This window comes from Microcoleus sp. Pol12B4, from assembly GCF_036701385.1.
In the GTDB taxonomy this organism is placed as follows: Bacteria; Cyanobacteriota; Cyanobacteriia; order Cyanobacteriales; family Microcoleaceae; genus Microcoleus.
This window is the reverse complement of the sequence record NZ_JAUBQR010000008.1, coordinates 1-18,763: the sequence shown is the minus strand read 5'-3', so window position 1 is coordinate 18,763 and position 18,763 is coordinate 1. Positions and strand designations below refer to the sequence as shown.

At 45.4% G+C, this 18,763-nt stretch carries 8 protein-coding genes and 1 CRISPR repeat array; of the genes, 3 read left to right on the top strand and 5 right to left on the bottom strand.

Annotated elements, in window-relative coordinates; genetic code table 11:
• Positions 1 to 22 precede the first annotated feature (22 nt).
• From QUA38_RS02415 to QUA38_RS02400, 4 genes are all read right to left on the bottom strand, one after another.
• Positions 23 to 2,581, bottom strand: a complete 2,559-nt coding sequence (locus QUA38_RS02415; RefSeq protein WP_333158875.1) for a sigma 54-interacting transcriptional regulator — start codon at positions 2,579 to 2,581, stop codon at positions 23 to 25.
• Positions 2,582 to 2,742: 161 nt separating this feature from the next.
• Positions 2,743 to 3,390, bottom strand: a complete 648-nt coding sequence (locus tag QUA38_RS02410; protein ID WP_333099958.1) for a GNAT family protein — start codon at positions 3,388 to 3,390, stop codon at positions 2,743 to 2,745.
• Positions 3,391 to 3,476: 86 nt separating this feature from the next.
• Positions 3,477 to 3,668 carry a hypothetical protein gene (locus QUA38_RS02405; RefSeq protein ID WP_333099960.1) on the bottom strand — a complete coding sequence of 64 codons (192 nt, stop codon included), beginning with the start codon at positions 3,666 to 3,668 and terminating at the stop codon, positions 3,477 to 3,479.
• A gap of 230 nt (positions 3,669 to 3,898) precedes the next feature.
• The gene (locus tag QUA38_RS02400; RefSeq protein WP_333158873.1) at positions 3,899 to 4,303 is read right to left on the bottom strand and encodes an adenylate kinase; all 405 of its coding nucleotides are present in this window, start codon (positions 4,301 to 4,303) and stop codon (positions 3,899 to 3,901) included.
• A gap of 278 nt (positions 4,304 to 4,581) precedes the next feature.
• Here QUA38_RS02400 and QUA38_RS02395 point away from each other — a divergent pair, with 278 nt between their 5' ends.
• The gene (locus tag QUA38_RS02395) at positions 4,582 to 4,770 is read left to right on the top strand and encodes a hypothetical protein (protein WP_333158871.1); all 189 of its coding nucleotides are present in this window, start codon (positions 4,582 to 4,584) and stop codon (positions 4,768 to 4,770) included.
• A 111-nt stretch (positions 4,771 to 4,881) separates the two neighbouring features.
• Here the strand turns inward: QUA38_RS02395 and QUA38_RS02390 are convergent, their stop codons facing one another.
• A complete protein-coding gene (locus tag QUA38_RS02390) occupies positions 4,882 to 5,784 on the bottom strand; it encodes an undecaprenyl-diphosphate phosphatase (RefSeq protein WP_333158869.1) in 903 nt (300 codons plus the stop codon).
• 321 nt (positions 5,785 to 6,105) lie between these two features.
• Here QUA38_RS02390 and QUA38_RS02385 point away from each other — a divergent pair, with 321 nt between their 5' ends.
• Together QUA38_RS02385 and QUA38_RS02380 are read left to right on the top strand one after the other, a co-directional pair.
• Entirely contained in the window at positions 6,106 to 6,717 is a 612-nt protein-coding gene (locus tag QUA38_RS02385) for a thylakoid membrane photosystem I accumulation factor (RefSeq protein ID WP_333158867.1), read from the top strand.
• 106 nt (positions 6,718 to 6,823) lie between these two features.
• The gene (locus QUA38_RS02380; protein ID WP_333158865.1) at positions 6,824 to 7,753 is read left to right on the top strand and encodes a trypsin-like serine protease; all 930 of its coding nucleotides are present in this window, start codon (positions 6,824 to 6,826) and stop codon (positions 7,751 to 7,753) included.
• 233 nt (positions 7,754 to 7,986) lie between these two features.
• Positions 7,987 to 18,723: direct repeats of the CRISPR family, unit length 37 nt; unit sequence GTTTCAATCCCTGATAGGGTTTTAGGCATTTTCCGGC.
• Between the last annotated feature and the right edge of the window lie 40 nt (positions 18,724 to 18,763).

The following is an 18,763-nucleotide window of genomic DNA, read 5'->3' as shown; positions in this document are numbered from 1 at the left end:
AATATATCGCGCATACTCCCTCTCAGGTTCCTACGATCGCATACCACAAACTCAGCATCAGGCACAAACTCGCTAAATGTTGCGGAATCAAAGATTTAATTGAGCGCTTGGCAATTTTTTGAGTCACAAATATTGTAACTAATAATGATACAATCAAAGTTAAACCTTGCAAGAAACTAATCACCGCTGGATCGCCAATAAAACTCGGTAAATCGTCTCTCATTTGTCCGAAAGTGGCAAAAGTTACGGGAATCACTCGACCGCCTTCCTGCAAACCCAATCGCCAATAGTGAGCCAAACTACCGCCCCAGACTAAGGGTAAATAACCGTAGGCGAGAGAGACAAATGAGAGGGGTTTGTAGGTTGTAAATGGCATGGTTTCTACTTGTCCCAAGCGATAAATTGCCTGCATGATTGCGTAGGCAATTAGGGGAATCATCGGCGGGATAATTAACACTGCGAGCGACAGTCCTAAATGAGGTAAAAATTGCTCTAAATTGATGCCCAGCCCCAACCAACTATTTATCTCCGGCAAGCGATGCAGATAAATACCGCCTAATAATAGAAATAACAGGGCAACTTCATAACTGTGAGGTACGTGGGTAGTCCATAATTCGATGCCGGGAGGGCGCAGATTTAATTCTACCGATCGATGCGGACAAGCTTTCAAGCAAGTCATGCACAACACGCAATCTTTATTATCGGTTAATTGGGCGGGATGGGAATAAATCGGACAGCCATTAGTAGTTAATCCTTCCCCCAAGCCGGGGCCGCCTTTGTAACATTGGTAGGTGCTGCATTCCGCCGCGCAGGTTCCTTGTTGGGCGCGAAGTTCGATAATTGATAGTTTAGCAAATAATCCATTCATTCCCCCGATCGGGCATAAATAACGACACCAAAACCGCCTCTCGAAGATTAGGGAAAAAATTACCGCTCCGGCGGTAATGAGCAACAACAAACAACTGGATAAATAGGCTGTATTTTCTAAATTCCACAACTCTTCCCACAGAAATATCAGAGTAAATAGTCCAAATAGAAGCCAGCCACCCCATTTTTCGGCTTGTTGGCGCGGCCATTTATTGAGAGTTCGAGGAAAAATTTTTAGCGATAGTTTTTGGACGATTTCCCCATAAATCATAAAAGGGCAAAAAGCACACCACAATCGCCCGATGATGGGGAATAATAATAAAATTAACGGCCACCACCACGCCCAAAAGATATTTAGGGCAAAATTATGTTGTCGATCTTGGGGAGCAACAAACAGGATAATTACCACCAATGCAAACACCCAGGTGGTAAACCAATAATTCACGCGATCGGGATACCAATCGCTCCGTAAAAATTGCCGAAATTTTGGATAAATATTTAATAAATTCAGCCGAAACTTTTGTTTCTTTGCTGCCTGGGCCCAAAACACTTCTTCCGTTAATACCTGACTCCCTTGTGCTTGAACTAAGGCGCGATCGACCATTCCCTGCAATTCCTGCAAATTACCTGGGAAATCGTAGGCTTGTAAGCGGCGAATTGCTTCCGGTGTAACTTGGGGCTTGACTAATTTCTTTTTGCGACCAATGATATTGAGATAATAGTTGACTTGTGCCTCTAAATCGGTTTTTCGCACCCGCAAGGATGGGACTTTAATCTTGTGTTGTGTCAGCTTATCTAGCTTGGGCTGCACAATTTCTGAGATTAAAATTATCCGGGCCTTACTAGAACGCGGTGGTCGCGGTATTTGTCCTTCCTTGACAACTGGCGTATAGGTTCCCTCGGTTAATAATTGCTGAATTTGGGGGCATAATTGAGCGGGTAATTCTTGCACGTCATTTAAAATTAACGTCCCTTCTCCCAACCATTCCAACAGCCCCGGTTTGCCGCCCAACCGCCCGAATAATTCCGCTCCATTGCTCTGAAGTAAAGCACTTTTAATCTGAATAATTGGCTCGTTGCGGCGATGGGAACCGAAATGAATTAAAGCAGCTAAATTATCTTTTTCTAAACCAGGTTCGCCAGAGATTAATACCGATCGGCTGTCACTCGATGCCGTGCGAATTTGTTGGCGCAATTTCACTGCATAACGACTATTGCCAATTACTCCCCGTCTCGCCCTGGGTACTAGATAGCTGCGGAGGGCATTTTGACGCTCGCGTTCGTAGGCAATTTCTGCTTCTAGCTGCTCTAATTTCGCAGCCAAGCGTTGAGCGTAGGCTTCGGTAATGCGTGGATATCTTTTTAGCAAATTGCGCCAGCGATCGGCACTAATTACCCAAAATTGACACTCTGTCCGAGCAATAATTCGACTATCCGCAGGTTGCGATCGTTGAAGGGCCGATAAATTGACGATCGCTCCCGGTAATAAACTACTCCCCCACATTAAACCCGGTTGTTTGCGGCGGTAGCGATCGGCTTGTCCTCGTTCTAGGATATAGAGATTAGTGACGGGCGTATCTTCTATTACCACTCGAAATCCAGGGGGAAAAGTTGTCATCTCCATTTCACCCGCGATCGCCTGTAAAATCTCGCGGGATAATATGCCTAATTCGGTGCTGGATTCGAGCCAGTTAACTAATGTTTCTGAAGACATCGCTTAGCGTCGGCGAAAGCCGAATCGTGATAGTGGGTGTAGCATATAACAGATTCCAAGTTTATGAAGCACACTCCACAAACCCGGTTTCTTTGTACCAATAGCTGAAAACTGCTATATATTATAGTGCCAGAACTCCTCATCATAATTCTAAGTTAACTTCAGCCATTGTTGAGTTCCATCAACGAGAGTTTATCGTTTGAGTAAAGCCACTTTTCAAAATTCACTTTACAGCGTCCCCACTCCTTGTCTGTCATTGCAAACCAATCAGTATCCCTATTTCTGCCACGAACAATCATATGTTGTCGGAAACGCCCTTCATAGAGAAATCCCATTCTGGCGGCCGTAGTTCGGCTAGCATGATTAAGTGCATCGCATTTCCACTCAACTCTACGGTATGAATGGCCGTCAAAAAGATGCTGAAGTAATAAAAACTGTGACTCTGTATTAACTTTACTTTTATGTACAGCAGGGCTAAACCACACATGACCGATTTCTGCTCGACTGTGATTGGGGACGATCGCTAGTAATGCGACAATTCCCACTTGAGTATTACTGGAGTTTTCAAAGACTGTCCAAGTCAAAGGATCGGACTTACCAATCATTTCTCTTTCCATCCAGTATTGCATGGCAGAGGGACTTTCAAACGGACCATAGAACAGATAATTCCACACAGCTTGCTTTTCAGGAGTGCCATGCGAGATCGAATAGAGTTCACCTACATCTCTTGTTGCAACGAGGGGCTTCAGCGTGACAAATTGACCCTTGAGTTGGATATATTCTGGTGGTTGCCAATTCTGTTGCTGCATAATTTTTTATCGTCGAGCTACATCATTTCTTAGCAAGAATTTACTGCTCGATTATAGATTACAATGAAACTGTCTAACGGCAAAGGTTAGTAGCTGCAGATAACCTTTGCATGACTTCCGCAAGTAGAATTAATTTTCAAACTGCCAGTAGACAGGTTGCCACTCAAATCCACCCCTATCGCGCGCGGAAATGTCGGATACCCAAAATGATAGGCAAATATTAACGTGCGATCGCTGGCAATTTTTTCCTGTACAGCTTGGCGGGTAGTTGCAGCCATCTCTCGATCGGCATCACAACTTAGCTTCTAGTGTGGCTTCCATAAATTAATCGTATTAATGTGAACCGTAACTGAGTCATTAAGTTGATTATATCAGTTCACCATCTTTAATTTTGGTCTCATTTTCAATATACTCAAAAAATTGCGAAATCTGTTCAGTATACCTGATGTGAGCAACACTTTTGCTACTTCGCGCCCGATCGATATATTCGCGATATCATTGGAGTCAACTATTTGTGACACAACAAAAGCACGCGGTAACTGATCATCGAGCCCTTGAATATTGGACTATTTTCTGGCCAGCCTTCGGGCGGATTAAAGTAACCCGAGCTCATTCGTTTAGTCATCAACCAGAAATGCACGTAGAGGGGTAGATCGACATAAACCAGAGTATCCGCCTCATCAAGTCGCAGCGAGACGGTTTCCATGCAGCCAAACCCGTCAATAATCCATCTGTCAGTCTGCAAAATTTCCTGATGGGCGTGCTTGTAGTCTTCCTGTGACACCTCAACGCCGCGCGATCGATATTTAATCTTGTCCAAGACGTAAAACGGCAACCCAGTGATGTCCGATAATCTCTTGCTGAGAGTTGATTTACCGCCTCCAGCGTTGCCAAATACTGCTACTTTTTTCACAGCCACTCTCCTTTTAGCGTTACCGAAATTAATAGGATACAAGCCCCATTCTTAGCTTGACGGCTTTTCTATACTACAATAATTACTTCAGTTGACAGTTGATAGCGACCTCTACCTGGAAGGAAGAGGATTGGAGTAATGAATAGTCTTCTTTTAATTTCTCCCGATCGAGGTTCTGGCTTTAAACCAATTCTTTCTGGTAAAGTTTTTCCACGTCAAGAATAGTTTTAGAGTTTAAGGCTAAGGCAAAAACAACTCAATACGCTGCTGCAGACGAAGTGATTAAAACCGCTCAGTTTGTCCGCCACAAATGTGTCCGTTTTTGGATGGGCAACCGAGGGCTGGAACAAAAAGATATGTATCGTCACAATACAGCGTTGAGAGCCGAATATCCCTTTGTCAAAGCCTTAAAATCTCATGCTTGTCAAGTGGCAGCTCTGAGGGCATATATAGGCAAAAAAGTGTGAGTAAGGTGCTAGGGCGAGCGATTGCTTTCTTACCCATTACCGATTACCCATTACCGGACATACTTTACTGTCCTTGAGAAGGGCTATAATTAGGTTCAAGTTAGTCGTATTTTAGATATTTCTCAGCCCCCCACCTGCGATCGCCGTTAAAATGGCCACGCCAAAAGCCAGCCGATACCACACAAACACCCAGGTGTTTTGAGTTTGCAGGAACTTGAGCAGCCACGCGATCGACAAATAAGAAAACACAAATGCCGAAATTGTTCCCACTATCAAAGCTGCAACTCCAGCATCGCTGATTCCTTCTCCTAAAGCACCCTTCAATTCCACTAATCCAGCGAGAGTAATTGCCGGAATTCCCAATAAAAAAGAAAATCGCGCGGCGGCGGATCTTTCCAATCCCATGAACAATCCTGCTGTGAGAGTGGAACCCGATCGCGAACACCCCGGAATCAAGGCTATTGCTTGAGCTAATCCCATAAAAATGCCGTCTGAGACAGTTAACTTTTCATAAGTGCGATTGCGCTTACCAATTTTTTCTGCTGTTGCTAACAGTAGCGACATGACGATCGAAGCAATGGCGATGCTGGCCAAACTCCTGAGTGGCGAGTGATCAAAATCTGGAACCAATGCCTTGATTAGCAGCCCCAAAAAGAGTATGGGTATTGTTCCCAAAACAATTCCCAGCGCTATTTGAAACTCTTGCGATTTGTAGTCGCCTCGCACCACGGCATCTACAGCACCCAAAGTTATAGTTGTCAAGTCTTTCCAGAAATACCAAAGCACAGCCACAATGCTGCCCAACTGGATTACAGCAGTATAAGCAACCCCGGGATCGCCCCATCCCAGGGCGATCGGCACTACCTTTAAATGAGCGGTGCTGCTGATGGGCAAAAACTCGGTTAATCCTTGTACAATTCCTAAAACAATCGCTTGCAACAGATTGATTTGAGCGGGCCCGGAAACATCAGCAGCGGGCGTTTGGGCAAGGAGTGTGTCAAGCAAAGCTATCATTAGTGATTAGTTCCCAGTTGTCAGTTTCTAATTATCAATTGGATTTAACATCTTGCATCATTCTCAGAAGCTAGAAGCCCAGCGTGCAACAAATAAATTCTATTGTGGCGCGGACACTTTCAGCCCACTCCTGAAAAGCCGATCGCAAATAGTGTTCTTGGATCAGTAGAATCACCGTGTCGAGCGCTACAACAAGCAAATTATTATAGTCTATCCGAAACTACGTTAACCTACTCAGGAACATTTGCATACAGTTGCTGATACAATTAGGAAAGTTTTTGCATTTGATTTCGCTTTCCTTACAGCAACTGCCAACAACCTATGATATTTCCTGAGAACAAAAATTCACTTGTTACTCCTGCTTCTGGCCTGGGCTTGCTGAAGCGAATCTTGTCAGCCTGTCTTTTAACAGTGGTGATCGCACTTAGTTTGATACTGGTAACCGGCACGCCACCAGCCTTCGCAACTCTCACAGACGATCGCTTCGACGGTACTATTTATGCCCTCTACGCCGGTAACGGTTCCCTAGTTCCTCCTAAAGTCAAGCTTGCAGATTCTTTCAAACGCCATAAACCCGTATTATTAGTGTTTTACACTGACGACAGCAGCGACTCCAAGCAATATGCGATCGTCGTCTCTCAACTTCAGGAATTTTACGGCCGCGAAGCGGATTTTATGCCGATAACCGTTGACTCTTTGCCTCCCCAACCGTCACCGGAACTCACCGAACCGAGCCATTATTATGAAGGTTTCGTACCTCAAACTCTCATCCTCGACCAATCGGGAAAAGTAGTTTTTAATGAGAGAGGACAAATACCATTTGAACAGGTAGATGATGCTTTTCGGAAAGTATTTGATTTGCTGCCCCGTGAAAAATCAATACCGCTAAAACGCCGCGTTGTCAACGAACTTAATGTCGAATTATCCAAGTAAAGTGTTGCAATAAGTAAGCTAATTTCAACAAACGAAATAGTCGCGAGACCAGACTTATTGAACAAGTCAGGTCTCGACTAGATCTCCAACCAATTCACTATCAAAAATGAAGTCAGGAATCAAAATATTATTAATCGCGGTTGTGACGGTATTTTTAGTTTTAGAAACGGCCGGAGTTGGGCGATCGATAATTAGCGCTTTTCCTGACAGCAGTTCCCGCAAACCTTTAGCTTTAAATCAATATACAGGCGTGGCCTATCTCGATTCGGCTTCCTGTACTGGTTCGCTGCTAACGGGAGGGTTGTACGTTCTCACGGCGGCTCACTGTCTGAATGAAGGCGGAGTTAAGATTCCTGCTGAAACGGCAATTAAAGCAATTTTTAAATTGCCTAGGGGTGAAGTTAGCATCCCCGTTAGCAAATATTATATCCATCCGGGCTGGACTGGTTACGAATCGGAAGTTGGCAACGATATTGCTATTTTAAAGCTGAAAAGGATCGCGCCGCCAAGGATCGAACAGTACGAGATAAATAGAAACAAAAATGAAGTGGGTAAAGTATTGACAAAAGTTGGATACGGGTATATAGGTTTAGGTGCAAAGGGACAAGATGAAAATTCTAATTCTGAGACGAAAAGATATAGCGGACAGAATCGCTATGATGCTTTAATTGATGTTTTGAAAGATGCTACAGACTCAGATATGTCGGAATTGGTTTTAGGAAGTCAATTAATCTTTGATTTTGACGCGGGAACTAGCGAACAGGATGCTTTGGGGAGGCCTTTTCCGAGGTTGCGCGATCGCGGTTTGGGGAGAAATGAGATAGCTACGGCTAGCGGAGATTCCGGCGGGCCTTCGTTTGTTGACGGGAAGATTGCGGGGATTAGTTCTTGGGGTTATAGCGATCGAGGATTTTTCAAAACAAACATCAGCGATTTTGATAAAATTGACGATAATGGCAGTTTTGGGGAAATTTCCGGCGACACGCGGGTATCATTTTATGCAAGTTGGATTGATCGGGTGACAAAAAATCCTTGATAGGGTTTGGGGTTAATTGTGGCTGAGTTTTGAGGACATTAAGAGGACTAGGCATCAAAATCAAAGAAGGGGGGTTTTTTGCTGTTTCTGGGGGTTCGGAAGTATGCTCGCAAAACAACCGGCTTTCTGAGTGCGATCGTTGATCTTCCCATCCCGCTTTTGTTTCAAGCCCTAAATAGGGATTTAGGCATTTTCCGGCACTGATGGAAATACGGCAGAGACAGATGGAAGTAGTTTCAATCCCTGATAGGGTTTTAGGCATTTTCCGGCTTTGCATGGCTATTCTTCTTTGTAACTAAGGTTTGTTAAGTTTCAATCCCTGATAGGGTTTTAGGCATTTTCCGGCAAATTTGATTGTGTAACCAAAAGTTAATTGTGTGTTTCAATCCCTGATAGGGTTTTAGGCATTTTCCGGCCTAAGAAGCGGTACAGCGAGCGGCGCTTTATGAAGTTTCAATCCCTGATAGGGTTTTAGGCATTTTCCGGCTCTGCAACCTCATCTCGTACTCGGTCTTTAACTTGGTTTCAATCCCTGATAGGGTTTTAGGCATTTTCCGGCATCTACTTCCTCCTCTTCATCGTCATCACGAGAGTTTCAATCCCTGATAGGGTTTTAGGCATTTTCCGGCTTAAACTCGCTCCCCCCTGGCTCTACTGTTATTGTGACTGGTTTCAATCCCTGATAGGGTTTTAGGCATTTTCCGGCGTTAGAAATGGTTGCGGCGGGTGCAATCAATCCTTATGTTTCAATCCCTGATAGGGTTTTAGGCATTTTCCGGCACACGAGAAGAAGCCATTGTAAACACCTGTATACGTTTCAATCCCTGATAGGGTTTTAGGCATTTTCCGGCAATTCGCAATCCACCAACTAATTTTGCATATCTTGTTTCAATCCCTGATAGGGTTTTAGGCATTTTCCGGCCAACCAGAGTTTAGGTCGTAAAGTTGGGCTTGACCGTGTTTCAATCCCTGATAGGGTTTTAGGCATTTTCCGGCGATAGGTCTGAGGTCTTCCGGCAACCAGAAAGGGTTTCAATCCCTGATAGGGTTTTAGGCATTTTCCGGCCCTTCCTTAAGAACGGTGTCTGCCGTTGATTGGTTTCAATCCCTGATAGGGTTTTAGGCATTTTCCGGCGCAGTTATTCGCCGATTTGTCAGCTACGCCTAAACACGTTTCAATCCCTGATAGGGTTTTAGGCATTTTCCGGCAAGTTTTCTCGGTTCAACTCCGTCCCGTTCTGCGATGTTTCAATCCCTGATAGGGTTTTAGGCATTTTCCGGCGATAGCAACACCAGCAGCACCCGCAACAGTAGCAGGTTTCAATCCCTGATAGGGTTTTAGGCATTTTCCGGCGTCACAACAGTTATTGAATCGCCTCCTTTTGAATTAAGTTTCAATCCCTGATAGGGTTTTAGGCATTTTCCGGCATAATGTTTACCATCCCGAGGGAACCTGTAATTTGTTTCAATCCCTGATAGGGTTTTAGGCATTTTCCGGCCCAAAGAGCTATTCTCGGCAATCGGTCGCGGTGTTTCAATCCCTGATAGGGTTTTAGGCATTTTCCGGTGGGGAGCTTGTCAGCGCCGACGATGAAGTTTGCCAGTGTTTCAATCCCTGATAGGGTTTTAGGCATTTTCCGGCCTCCAATTCTGTAACAACTGGCGTGACGGCTAATTCTGTGTTTCAATCCCTGATAGGGTTTTAGGCATTTTCCGGCCTTCATGAAAAATGCGGTAACTTACATTTCCCAGTTTCAATCCCTGATAGGGTTTTAGGCATTTTCCGGCCTTTGTTTCTCTGAAAGCGAGGGAGGAAGAAGTATGTTTCAATCCCTGATAGGGTTTTAGGCATTTTCCGGCCCACCAAGGACTGCATCTGTTGATTGAGGTTTTGTTTCAATCCCTGATAGGGTTTTAGGCATTTTCCGGCTTTTTCGGTGGTTGAATTCATCGGGTGAACACTCGGTTGGTTTCAATCCCTGATAGGGTTTTAGGCATTTTCCGGCACTGCGGAAAGGAAAATTTGGGATTGTGTAAGTTTTTGTTTCAATCCCTGATAGGGTTTTAGGCATTTTCCGGCCAGGCAGCAATCGCAATTTCAGACCTGCGTGTCAAGTTTCAATCCCTGATAGGGTTTTAGGCATTTTCCGGCCATTTTGTGGCCCTTAATTTCCGGCTAATGACTAGTTTCAATCCCTGATAGGGTTTTAGGCATTTTCCGGCTTGCTGCCATGCGCTGGACTTTCCGGGGTTCCTCGTTTCAATCCCTGATAGGGTTTTAGGCATTTTCCGGCGTTTAGGTGGAATTCTCGCCGCTATTGCTGCATTGGTTTCAATCCCTGATAGGGTTTTAGGCATTTTCCGGCGGGGTTTTTTAAGGGGTTTAATAGCCATAACAAAGTTTCAATCCCTGATAGGGTTTTAGGCATTTTCCGGCAGTAGTGCCTCTTGGGCCAGTGCAAAAACCCGCTTAAGTTTCAATCCCTGATAGGGTTTTAGGCATTTTCCGGCTTTGTTCAACTACACCCGCACTCGTCAACCTCCCGAGGTTTCAATCCCTGATAGGGTTTTAGGCATTTTCCGGCTTGCCCCATTCGTCCCTAGTGCAGACCCCGTTGCAATAGTTTCAATCCCTGATAGGGTTTTAGGCATTTTCCGGCATAGAGCGTGCTGTTTAAAATCTCCCGATTGAGTTTCAATCCCTGATAGGGTTTTAGGCATTTTCCGGCATTGTTCTTTCTTATTTGGGGTCACATTGATGGAGTTTCAATCCCTGATAGGGTTTTAGGCATTTTCCGGCTCAATTCCGATCCACCCCACCGCGCCCAAGACAAAAGTTTCAATCCCTGATAGGGTTTTAGGCATTTTCCGGCTATGGTTAATTGTAGAGGGGGAAGATTGACGAATGCGGGTTTCAATCCCTGATAGGGTTTTAGGCATTTTCCGGCTAGAGGTTCGATTAGCAGCGCTAGAAATTTTGCTCCGTTTCAATCCCTGATAGGGTTTTAGGCATTTTCCGGCGCTGGATCGATGAAACTAGCGGCAAGCATCACACAGGTTTCAATCCCTGATAGGGTTTTAGGCATTTTCCGGCCTAAAACATTCTGAATCATTCGCTCTCCCTCGCCGTGTTTCAATCCCTGATAGGGTTTTAGGCATTTTCCGGCCGGCAGCCAGTAGGGAACTTCGAGTAATCCGTAAGTTTCAATCCCTGATAGGGTTTTAGGCATTTTCCGGCCAATCCTATGGTTTCAATCCCTGATAGGGTTTTAGGCATTTTCCGGCAGGTTGTGCAGGCATATCTGGGAGACAGAAATCATGCGTTTCAATCCCTGATAGGGTTTTAGGCATTTTCCGGCCAAAGTCAAGTATTCTGGCTCTGATGTTCCTGCGCTGTTTAAATCCCTGATAGGGTTTTAGGCATTTTCCGGCAAAACACGAGTCTGCCAATCCTTATGATAAGGGGTTTCAATCCCTGATAGGGTTTTAGGCATTTTCCGGCCGCGTTCAATCTTGCGAGCGTCTATGACGGCATCCTCCAAGTTTCAATCCCTGATAGGGTTTTAGGCATTTTCCGGCACCTTATTTGACCAACCAGGACGCCAACCCCGACATTCGTTTCAATCCCTGATAGGGTTTTAGGCATTTTCCGGCGGTACAGACTGCTGTTTGAGCGTCTTAGATTTTCGCGTTTCAATCCCTGATAGGGTTTTAGGCATTTTCCGGCTTGATTATCTCTGTGGCTGGCACTGGCAAACAGAAAGTTTCAATCCCTGATAGGGTTTTAGGCATTTTCCGGCAGAATTAATACAGAGTTAGGGCAACCAAGTTTAAGTTTCAATCCCTGATAGGGTTTTAGGCATTTTCCGGCAAATCACATCAGCGAGTTTCGATCAGGGAAGTTGAAGTTTCAATCCCTGATAGGGTTTTAGGCATTTTCCGGCCTTAGTAGTATAATTAAGTAGTTACGAGTAGCGAGAAGTTTCAATCCCTGATAGGGTTTTAGGCATTTTCCGGCGCAGTTCGAGTTCCGTCACTTTGTAAACTGAGTGGTTTCAATCCCTGATAGGGTTTTAGGCATTTTCCGGCAACCGCGCGGTAATGCGACTGCTTAACGATACTAAAGTTTCAATCCCTGATAGGGTTTTAGGCATTTTCCGGCGTTTGCTATGTCGTTGGGATTCTCTTTCATTCAAGTTTCAATCCCTGATAGGGTTTTAGGCATTTTCCGGCAAAATTGAGGTTGATAGCGCCCATCATCCTGTAGAGGTTTCAATCCCTGATAGGGTTTTAGGCATTTTCCGGCTTCTAACTTTTTCGGCTCACTCGGTCAAACTCAAGTTTCAATCCCTGATAGGGTTTTAGGCATTTTCCGGCCGGTGGCACTCTCACCCACACCCCATACAGCAATCAGGTTTCAATCCCTGATAGGGTTTTAGGCATTTTCCGGCTTTGACTTGATGCGCGAGATTTGGGCAAATCAGTTTCAATCCCTGATAGGGTTTTAGGCATTTTCCGGCTTGTTTGTAGCGGTCCCACATTTTATCCTGCCAATTTTGCCGTTTCAATCCCTGATAGGGTTTTAGGCATTTTCCGGCGCGACCCAAACGGTTGCTACTCCAACAGGTAGTGTTTCAATCCCTGATAGGGTTTTAGGCATTTTCCGGCCGGGAGAAAACGACATCTCCGATTTCACGAGAACGTTTCAATCCCTGATAGGGTTTTAGGCATTTTCCGGCTCTCACGGTATTGAGGTATTGGGTATGTGGATCAGTTTCAATCCCTGATAGGGTTTTAGGCATTTTCCGGCGTGGAAGGAAGGCAAGCAAACACTGGTAATGGTTGTTTCAATCCCTGATAGGGTTTTAGGCATTTTCCGGCCCAAAAAACTTGAAGCCATTGCAGTCAAAAATAAAGTTTCAATCCCTGATAGGGTTTTAGGCATTTTCCGGCATTCGTGCGGGAGAATTTGTTCGTGTAGGAGTCCCAAAAGTTTCAATCCCTGATAGGGTTTTAGGCATTTTCCGGCTATCCCTTACCAGATGGATTGGTACAACTCCCCGCGTTTCAATCCCTGATAGGGTTTTAGGCATTTTCCGGCTTTCAAGCTTAAACGAAGAAATTATCGCACTAAAGTTTCAATCCCTGATAGGGTTTTAGGCATTTTCCGGCGTCTTGGGGATTGTGATCAAGAGCTTCGATCGTGTTTCAATCCCTGATAGGGTTTTAGGCATTTTCCGGCAAAGTCGAGCAAATACTCCCTACCAGGGATTGAGTTTCAATCCCTGATAGGGTTTTAGGCATTTTCCGGCAGGCGATCGCATTTGAAGCGAAAGTGATGGAATCGAAAGTTTCAATCCCTGATAGGGTTTTAGGCATTTTCCGGCCTGACCTCACATGGTCTAGAGTTCGATCGCAAAATTGAGTTTCAATCCCTGATAGGGTTTTAGGCATTTTCCGGCTCAAGTTGCGATCGCACTTCCCGCACTTCTTCCCTCGTTTCAATCCCTGATAGGGTTTTAGGCATTTTCCGGCCAGGGCTGTTAATTCTTGCGGCATCTTCTTGTCTTGTTTCAATCCCTGATAGGGTTTTAGGCATTTTCCGGCCGGCCAAGTCCGGGCCGGTAGCGGTGGCGGCAACTGGTTTCAATCCCTGATAGGGTTTTAGGCATTTTCCGGCTTATATTACATCCGAACTGCTGACCCTTACTCGGTTTCAATCCCTGATAGGGTTTTAGGCATTTTCCGGCTGTTGCCTGCACTTGTAATTTGTAATGTTACTGGTTTCAATCCCTGATAGGGTTTTAGGCATTTTCCGGCCTGTAACGATGTTGACTCTTCTACTTCTAAATTGTTTCAATCCCTGATAGGGTTTTAGGCATTTTCCGGCATGAGATGGGTTTATATGCTCCCTCGGCACAGTCCTGGTTTCAATCCCTGATAGGGTTTTAGGCATTTTCCGGCTCTTCGATCGCATTCTCCATAGATTTGTGTCCGGCTGCGTTTCAATCCCTGATAGGGTTTTAGGCATTTTCCGGCACTAAATCTGAGGCGATTCCCAACATTCTGGCGTTTCAATCCCTGATAGGGTTTTAGGCATTTTCCGGCTTATTCTCTGCTTTCAGGTTGCCTAACTCGTTCTGCGTTTCAATCCCTGATAGGGTTTTAGGCATTTTCCGGCTCTAGAGCCCGCAAGGACGGGATAAATTTATGTCTGCGTTTCAATCCCTGATAGGGTTTTAGGCATTTTCCGGCGGCACTACCAATAAACAAGAGATTTTGAGAGATGAGTTTCAATCCCTGATAGGGTTTTAGGCATTTTCCGGCGGAAGTGGGGAATATTCGGGATAGTGACAGCAACGTTTCAATCCCTGATAGGGTTTTAGGCATTTTCCGGCCTCAATCTGCTACTACTGCTTCTTCCAATAAGCGTTTCAATCCCTGATAGGGTTTTAGGCATTTTCCGGCCCATTGCAAAATTTAGGGATTAGGACTAAGGCTTTTGTTTCAATCCCTGATAGGGTTTTAGGCATTTTCCGGCGCCAGCATTTGGGGCTCCCCAAAAACATACGGAGGTTTCAATCCCTGATAGGGTTTTAGGCATTTTCCGGCTTAAAATTCATTTGGTGGCAAAAGCTTGGGATGAGTTTCAATCCCTGATAGGGTTTTAGGCATTTTCCGGCTCTATCGCCTGAAAGTTTTTCGCTATTCAAAATAGGTTTCAATCCCTGATAGGGTTTTAGGCATTTTCCGGCTTTACTAAGCCTGACACCAACCCGATAGTCAACAGTCTTCGTTTAAATCCCTGATAGGGTTTTAGGCATTTTCCGGCGCAATGACCGGAATGTGTTAATTAGTAAGAGATAGTTTCAATCCCTGATAGGGTTTTAGGCATTTTCCGGCCTAAAAGGAGTAACTAAGTAATGCCACTAACAACTAGTTTCAATCCCTGATAGGGTTTTAGGCATTTTCCGGCTTCAATACATCGACAGCGATCACCTCGGAAAATTTGTTTCAATCCCTGATAGGGTTTTAGGCATTTTCCGGCTTGTGTGCCGGCGCTAGCGCCGGCCGGCCGAGGCACGAGGCCGTTTCAATCCCTGATAGGGTTTTAGGCATTTTCCGGCTTGAGTTCACGAAGGGTCAGCACTACTATCAATCTGGTTTCAATCCCTGATAGGGTTTTAGGCATTTTCCGGCTTGAGGGTTGCGACTGTTTGCTTGATGATTGTTGTTTCAATCCCTGATAGGGTTTTAGGCATTTTCCGGCCACCGACCGCCGAGGCAACCGCCGCAGCCGCACAGTTTCAATCCCTGATAGGGTTTTAGGCATTTTCCGGCTGAATCAATCATATATCAATAATGTGTACACGTCGTTTCAATCCCTGATAGGGTTTTAGGCATTTTCCGGCTTTATCATATTTTCCTCACTACTTGAAATCCTGTTTCAATCCCTGATAGGGTTTTAGGCATTTTCCGGCGTAAGTCTTCTCTGTTACCCCGATTCTGATAGTGGATTTGTTTCAATCCCTGATAGGGTTTTAGGCATTTTCCGGCCTTACATCCTAATGCTCTGGCGTTTGTCAGGGCTTGTGTTTCAATCCCTGATAGGGTTTTAGGCATTTTCCGGCTTCCTTATCGAGCTTAACCGTGTAGTCGATATCTTGTTTCAATCCCTGATAGGGTTTTAGGCATTTTCCGGCAATTTGCTCCTTGCTTGTCGTCTGGCTTAGATACGTTTCAATCCCTGATAGGGTTTTAGGCATTTTCCGGCTTGTGTGGCCCAAGCTGTACGTCAATCAGTTTGAGTTTCAATCCCTGATAGGGTTTTAGGCATTTTCCGGCTCTTCTCTAGCGCTGATACCATATCGTTTTCGTGTTTCAATCCCTGATAGGGTTTTAGGCATTTTCCGGCCGAGGTAGCGCCGCAGCCGCAAGCTGTCGAGCCGCGCTGGGAGTTTCAATCCCTGATAGGGTTTTAGGCATTTTCCGGCCGGCAACAGCACAAGCAATTGAAGCACACAGGCTAAGTTTCAATCCCTGATAGGGTTTTAGGCATTTTCCGGCCCGCAGCCGCAAGCTGTCGAGCCGCGCTGGGAGTTTCAATCCCTGATAGGGTTTTAGGCATTTTCCGGCTTGAAAACTAATCCTTTTTTTGGAAAAAGTAAAATTAAGTTTCAATCCCTGATAGGGTTTTAGGCATTTTCCGGCTTTCGTTCTTTCTGTTTTCTGTGGATTTTCCTTTTGTTTCAATCCCTGATAGGGTTTTAGGCATTTTCCGGCGAGGCAACGGAAATAAAAGGCACTCAGCGGGTGTTGGGTTTCAATCCCTGATAGGGTTTTAGGCATTTTCCGGCGTGATAATCGAGGCACATCGCAGCCGATGTGAGATGTTTCAATCCCTGATAGGGTTTTAGGCATTTTCCGGCTCTATTGGGAAGCGAATCGGCTCGACTTCCCAACTGTTTCAATCCCTGATAGGGTTTTAGGCATTTTCCGGCCCTCTACTCGATAATCTACGGTCGCACAGACATAGTTTCAATCCCTGATAGGGTTTTAGGCATTTTCCGGCCTTAGGCTTGAGCCACTCGTCGAAATCCTGTACGTTTCAATCCCTGATAGGGTTTTAGGCATTTTCCGGCGCGGTCGAACCTTTGATGGTTTGGGCATTATGTGTTTCAATCCCTGATAGGGTTTTAGGCATTTTCCGGCATGTAGTGTTCTTTTTTTGTTATGGCTACTAATAGTTTCAATCCCTGATAGGGTTTTAGGCATTTTCCGGCTCTGGAATGGGTTAGGGAGGTTGACGACAACTTTGTTTCAATCCCTGATAGGGTTTTAGGCATTTTCCGGCTACTGGGCGGTAGTGGTTGTGCATCAAGAGCGAGGTTTCAATCCCTGATAGGGTTTTAGGCATTTTCCGGCGCTGTTTGTTCTAGGCTGTTGTCAGCACTGATTTCTGTTTCAATCCCTGATAGGGTTTTAGGCATTTTCCGGCATGCAGTGCAGCGGGTAACACCTGACAGCCTCACAGTTTCAATCCCTGATAGGGTTTTAGGCATTTTCCGGCTCGAAAACACCACGAACGGAAAGACCGCACCCACTGCGTTTCAATCCCTGATAGGGTTTTAGGCATTTTCCGGCTCAGTCGGTGCGGTTGTTGGTGGTGTGAGTGCTGTGTTTCAATCCCTGATAGGGTTTTAGGCATTTTCCGGCTTAAGGTATCCTGACCCGTCCTGCGATAGCCATCTATGTTTCAATCCCTGATAGGGTTTTAGGCATTTTCCGGCCGGGTTGGGGCCGATTGGAGGATCGATCGATGTTGGGTTTCAATCCCTGATAGGGTTTTAGGCATTTTCCGGCTTGGCAATTTTTCCTTCCAAGGTGGCGACATGATCGTTTCAATCCCTGATAGGGTTTTAGGCATTTTCCGGCAGGAGTCGCAGCGATCGGTATTATCCACGAAACTATGTTTCAATCCCTGATAGGGTTTTAGGCATTTTCCGGCATGAAGTGCAAGAAGCTACACCCGATATGTTTGAAGAGTTTCAATCCCTGATAGGGTTTTAGGCATTTTCCGGCGTTAACTTTTTTCTTACCGTGCGAACTTTTTAAGTTTCAATCCCTGATAGGGTTTTAGGCATTTTCCGGCGTCGGGGCGGGTGCGGTGGTATGGGTGCGGGGCGGTGTTTCAATCCCTGATAGGGTTTTAGGCATTTTCCGGCATGCCTTAAACTTAATCCCCGTATCAATCAGGGTTTCAATCCCTGATAGGGTTTTAGGCATTTTCCGGCTCGGAGCGGGTTAAATCCGGTTTTGTGGGGGCATTTTGTTTCAATCCCTGATAGGGTTTTAGGCATTTTCCGGCATGGTGCGTCATTTTATCGAACAGATGTTACAGGTTTCAATCCCTGATAGGGTTTTAGGCATTTTCCGGCCTAGATGGATTTAGAAGCCGTCCGGGATATCGTAAGTTGTTTCAATCCCTGATAGGGTTTTAGGCATTTTCCGGCGGAGATTGCAAGATCTCCTTCAAGCAGGTGAATTGAGTTTCAATCCCTGATAGGGTTTTAGGCATTTTCCGGCTTTGGTTCGTTTCGTGGGAATGCCAATGCAGTCAATGTTTCAATCCCTGATAGGGTTTTAGGCATTTTCCGGCTGATTTTTTCTTAGCTTCGCCAGTGAAAGCAACTAGTTTCAATCCCTGATAGGGTTTTAGGCATTTTCCGGCCCGCGATCGCGTCCTCGCTATCAGCCCCGATATTTCCGTTTCAATCCCTGATAGGGTTTTAGGCATTTTCCGGCTCAAGAGGCGGTAATCATGCGGATTGCCAACTAAAGTTTCAATCCCTGATAGGGTTTTAGGCATTTTCCGGCAACCTTTTAGATATCAAGAGGTCGAGGCAATAGTTGTTTCAATCCCTGATAGGGTTTTAGGCATTTTCCGGCGCGCGGTGGCAAACGATCAATCAAACGTAAATAGATATGTTTCAATCCCTGATAGGGTTTTAGGCATTTTCCGGCATTGTTTGGGAGTTTTTATGATTGAGCTTAGATACAAACGTTTCAATCCCTGATAGGGTTTTAGGCATTTTCCGGCGAGTCAAGATATGCGATCGCTCGCTCTATACTGCTGTTTCAATCCCTGATAGGGTTTTAGGCATTTTCCGGCAGGATCGAGAAATACCACAAATAAGCAAAGCGCTGACGTTTCAATCCCTGATAGGGTTTTAGGCATTTTCCGGCGCAGCGTCGATCGCCCCGTACTGTAGCCAAGTGGCGAAGTTTCAATCCCTGATAGGGTTTTAGGCATTTTCCGGCTTGAGAGCTATTTTGATGCTGCCGCCGCTGTCACAGCAGTTTCAATCCCTGATAGGGTTTTAGGCATTTTCCGGCAGGATGTAACGTACCCTTTCCCCGCTGGTCACATAACGTTTCAATCCCTGATAGGGTTTTAGGCATTTTCCGGCCGCCCGTTCCAGAAGCCTTGCTGTATTTGGTTTTCAACGT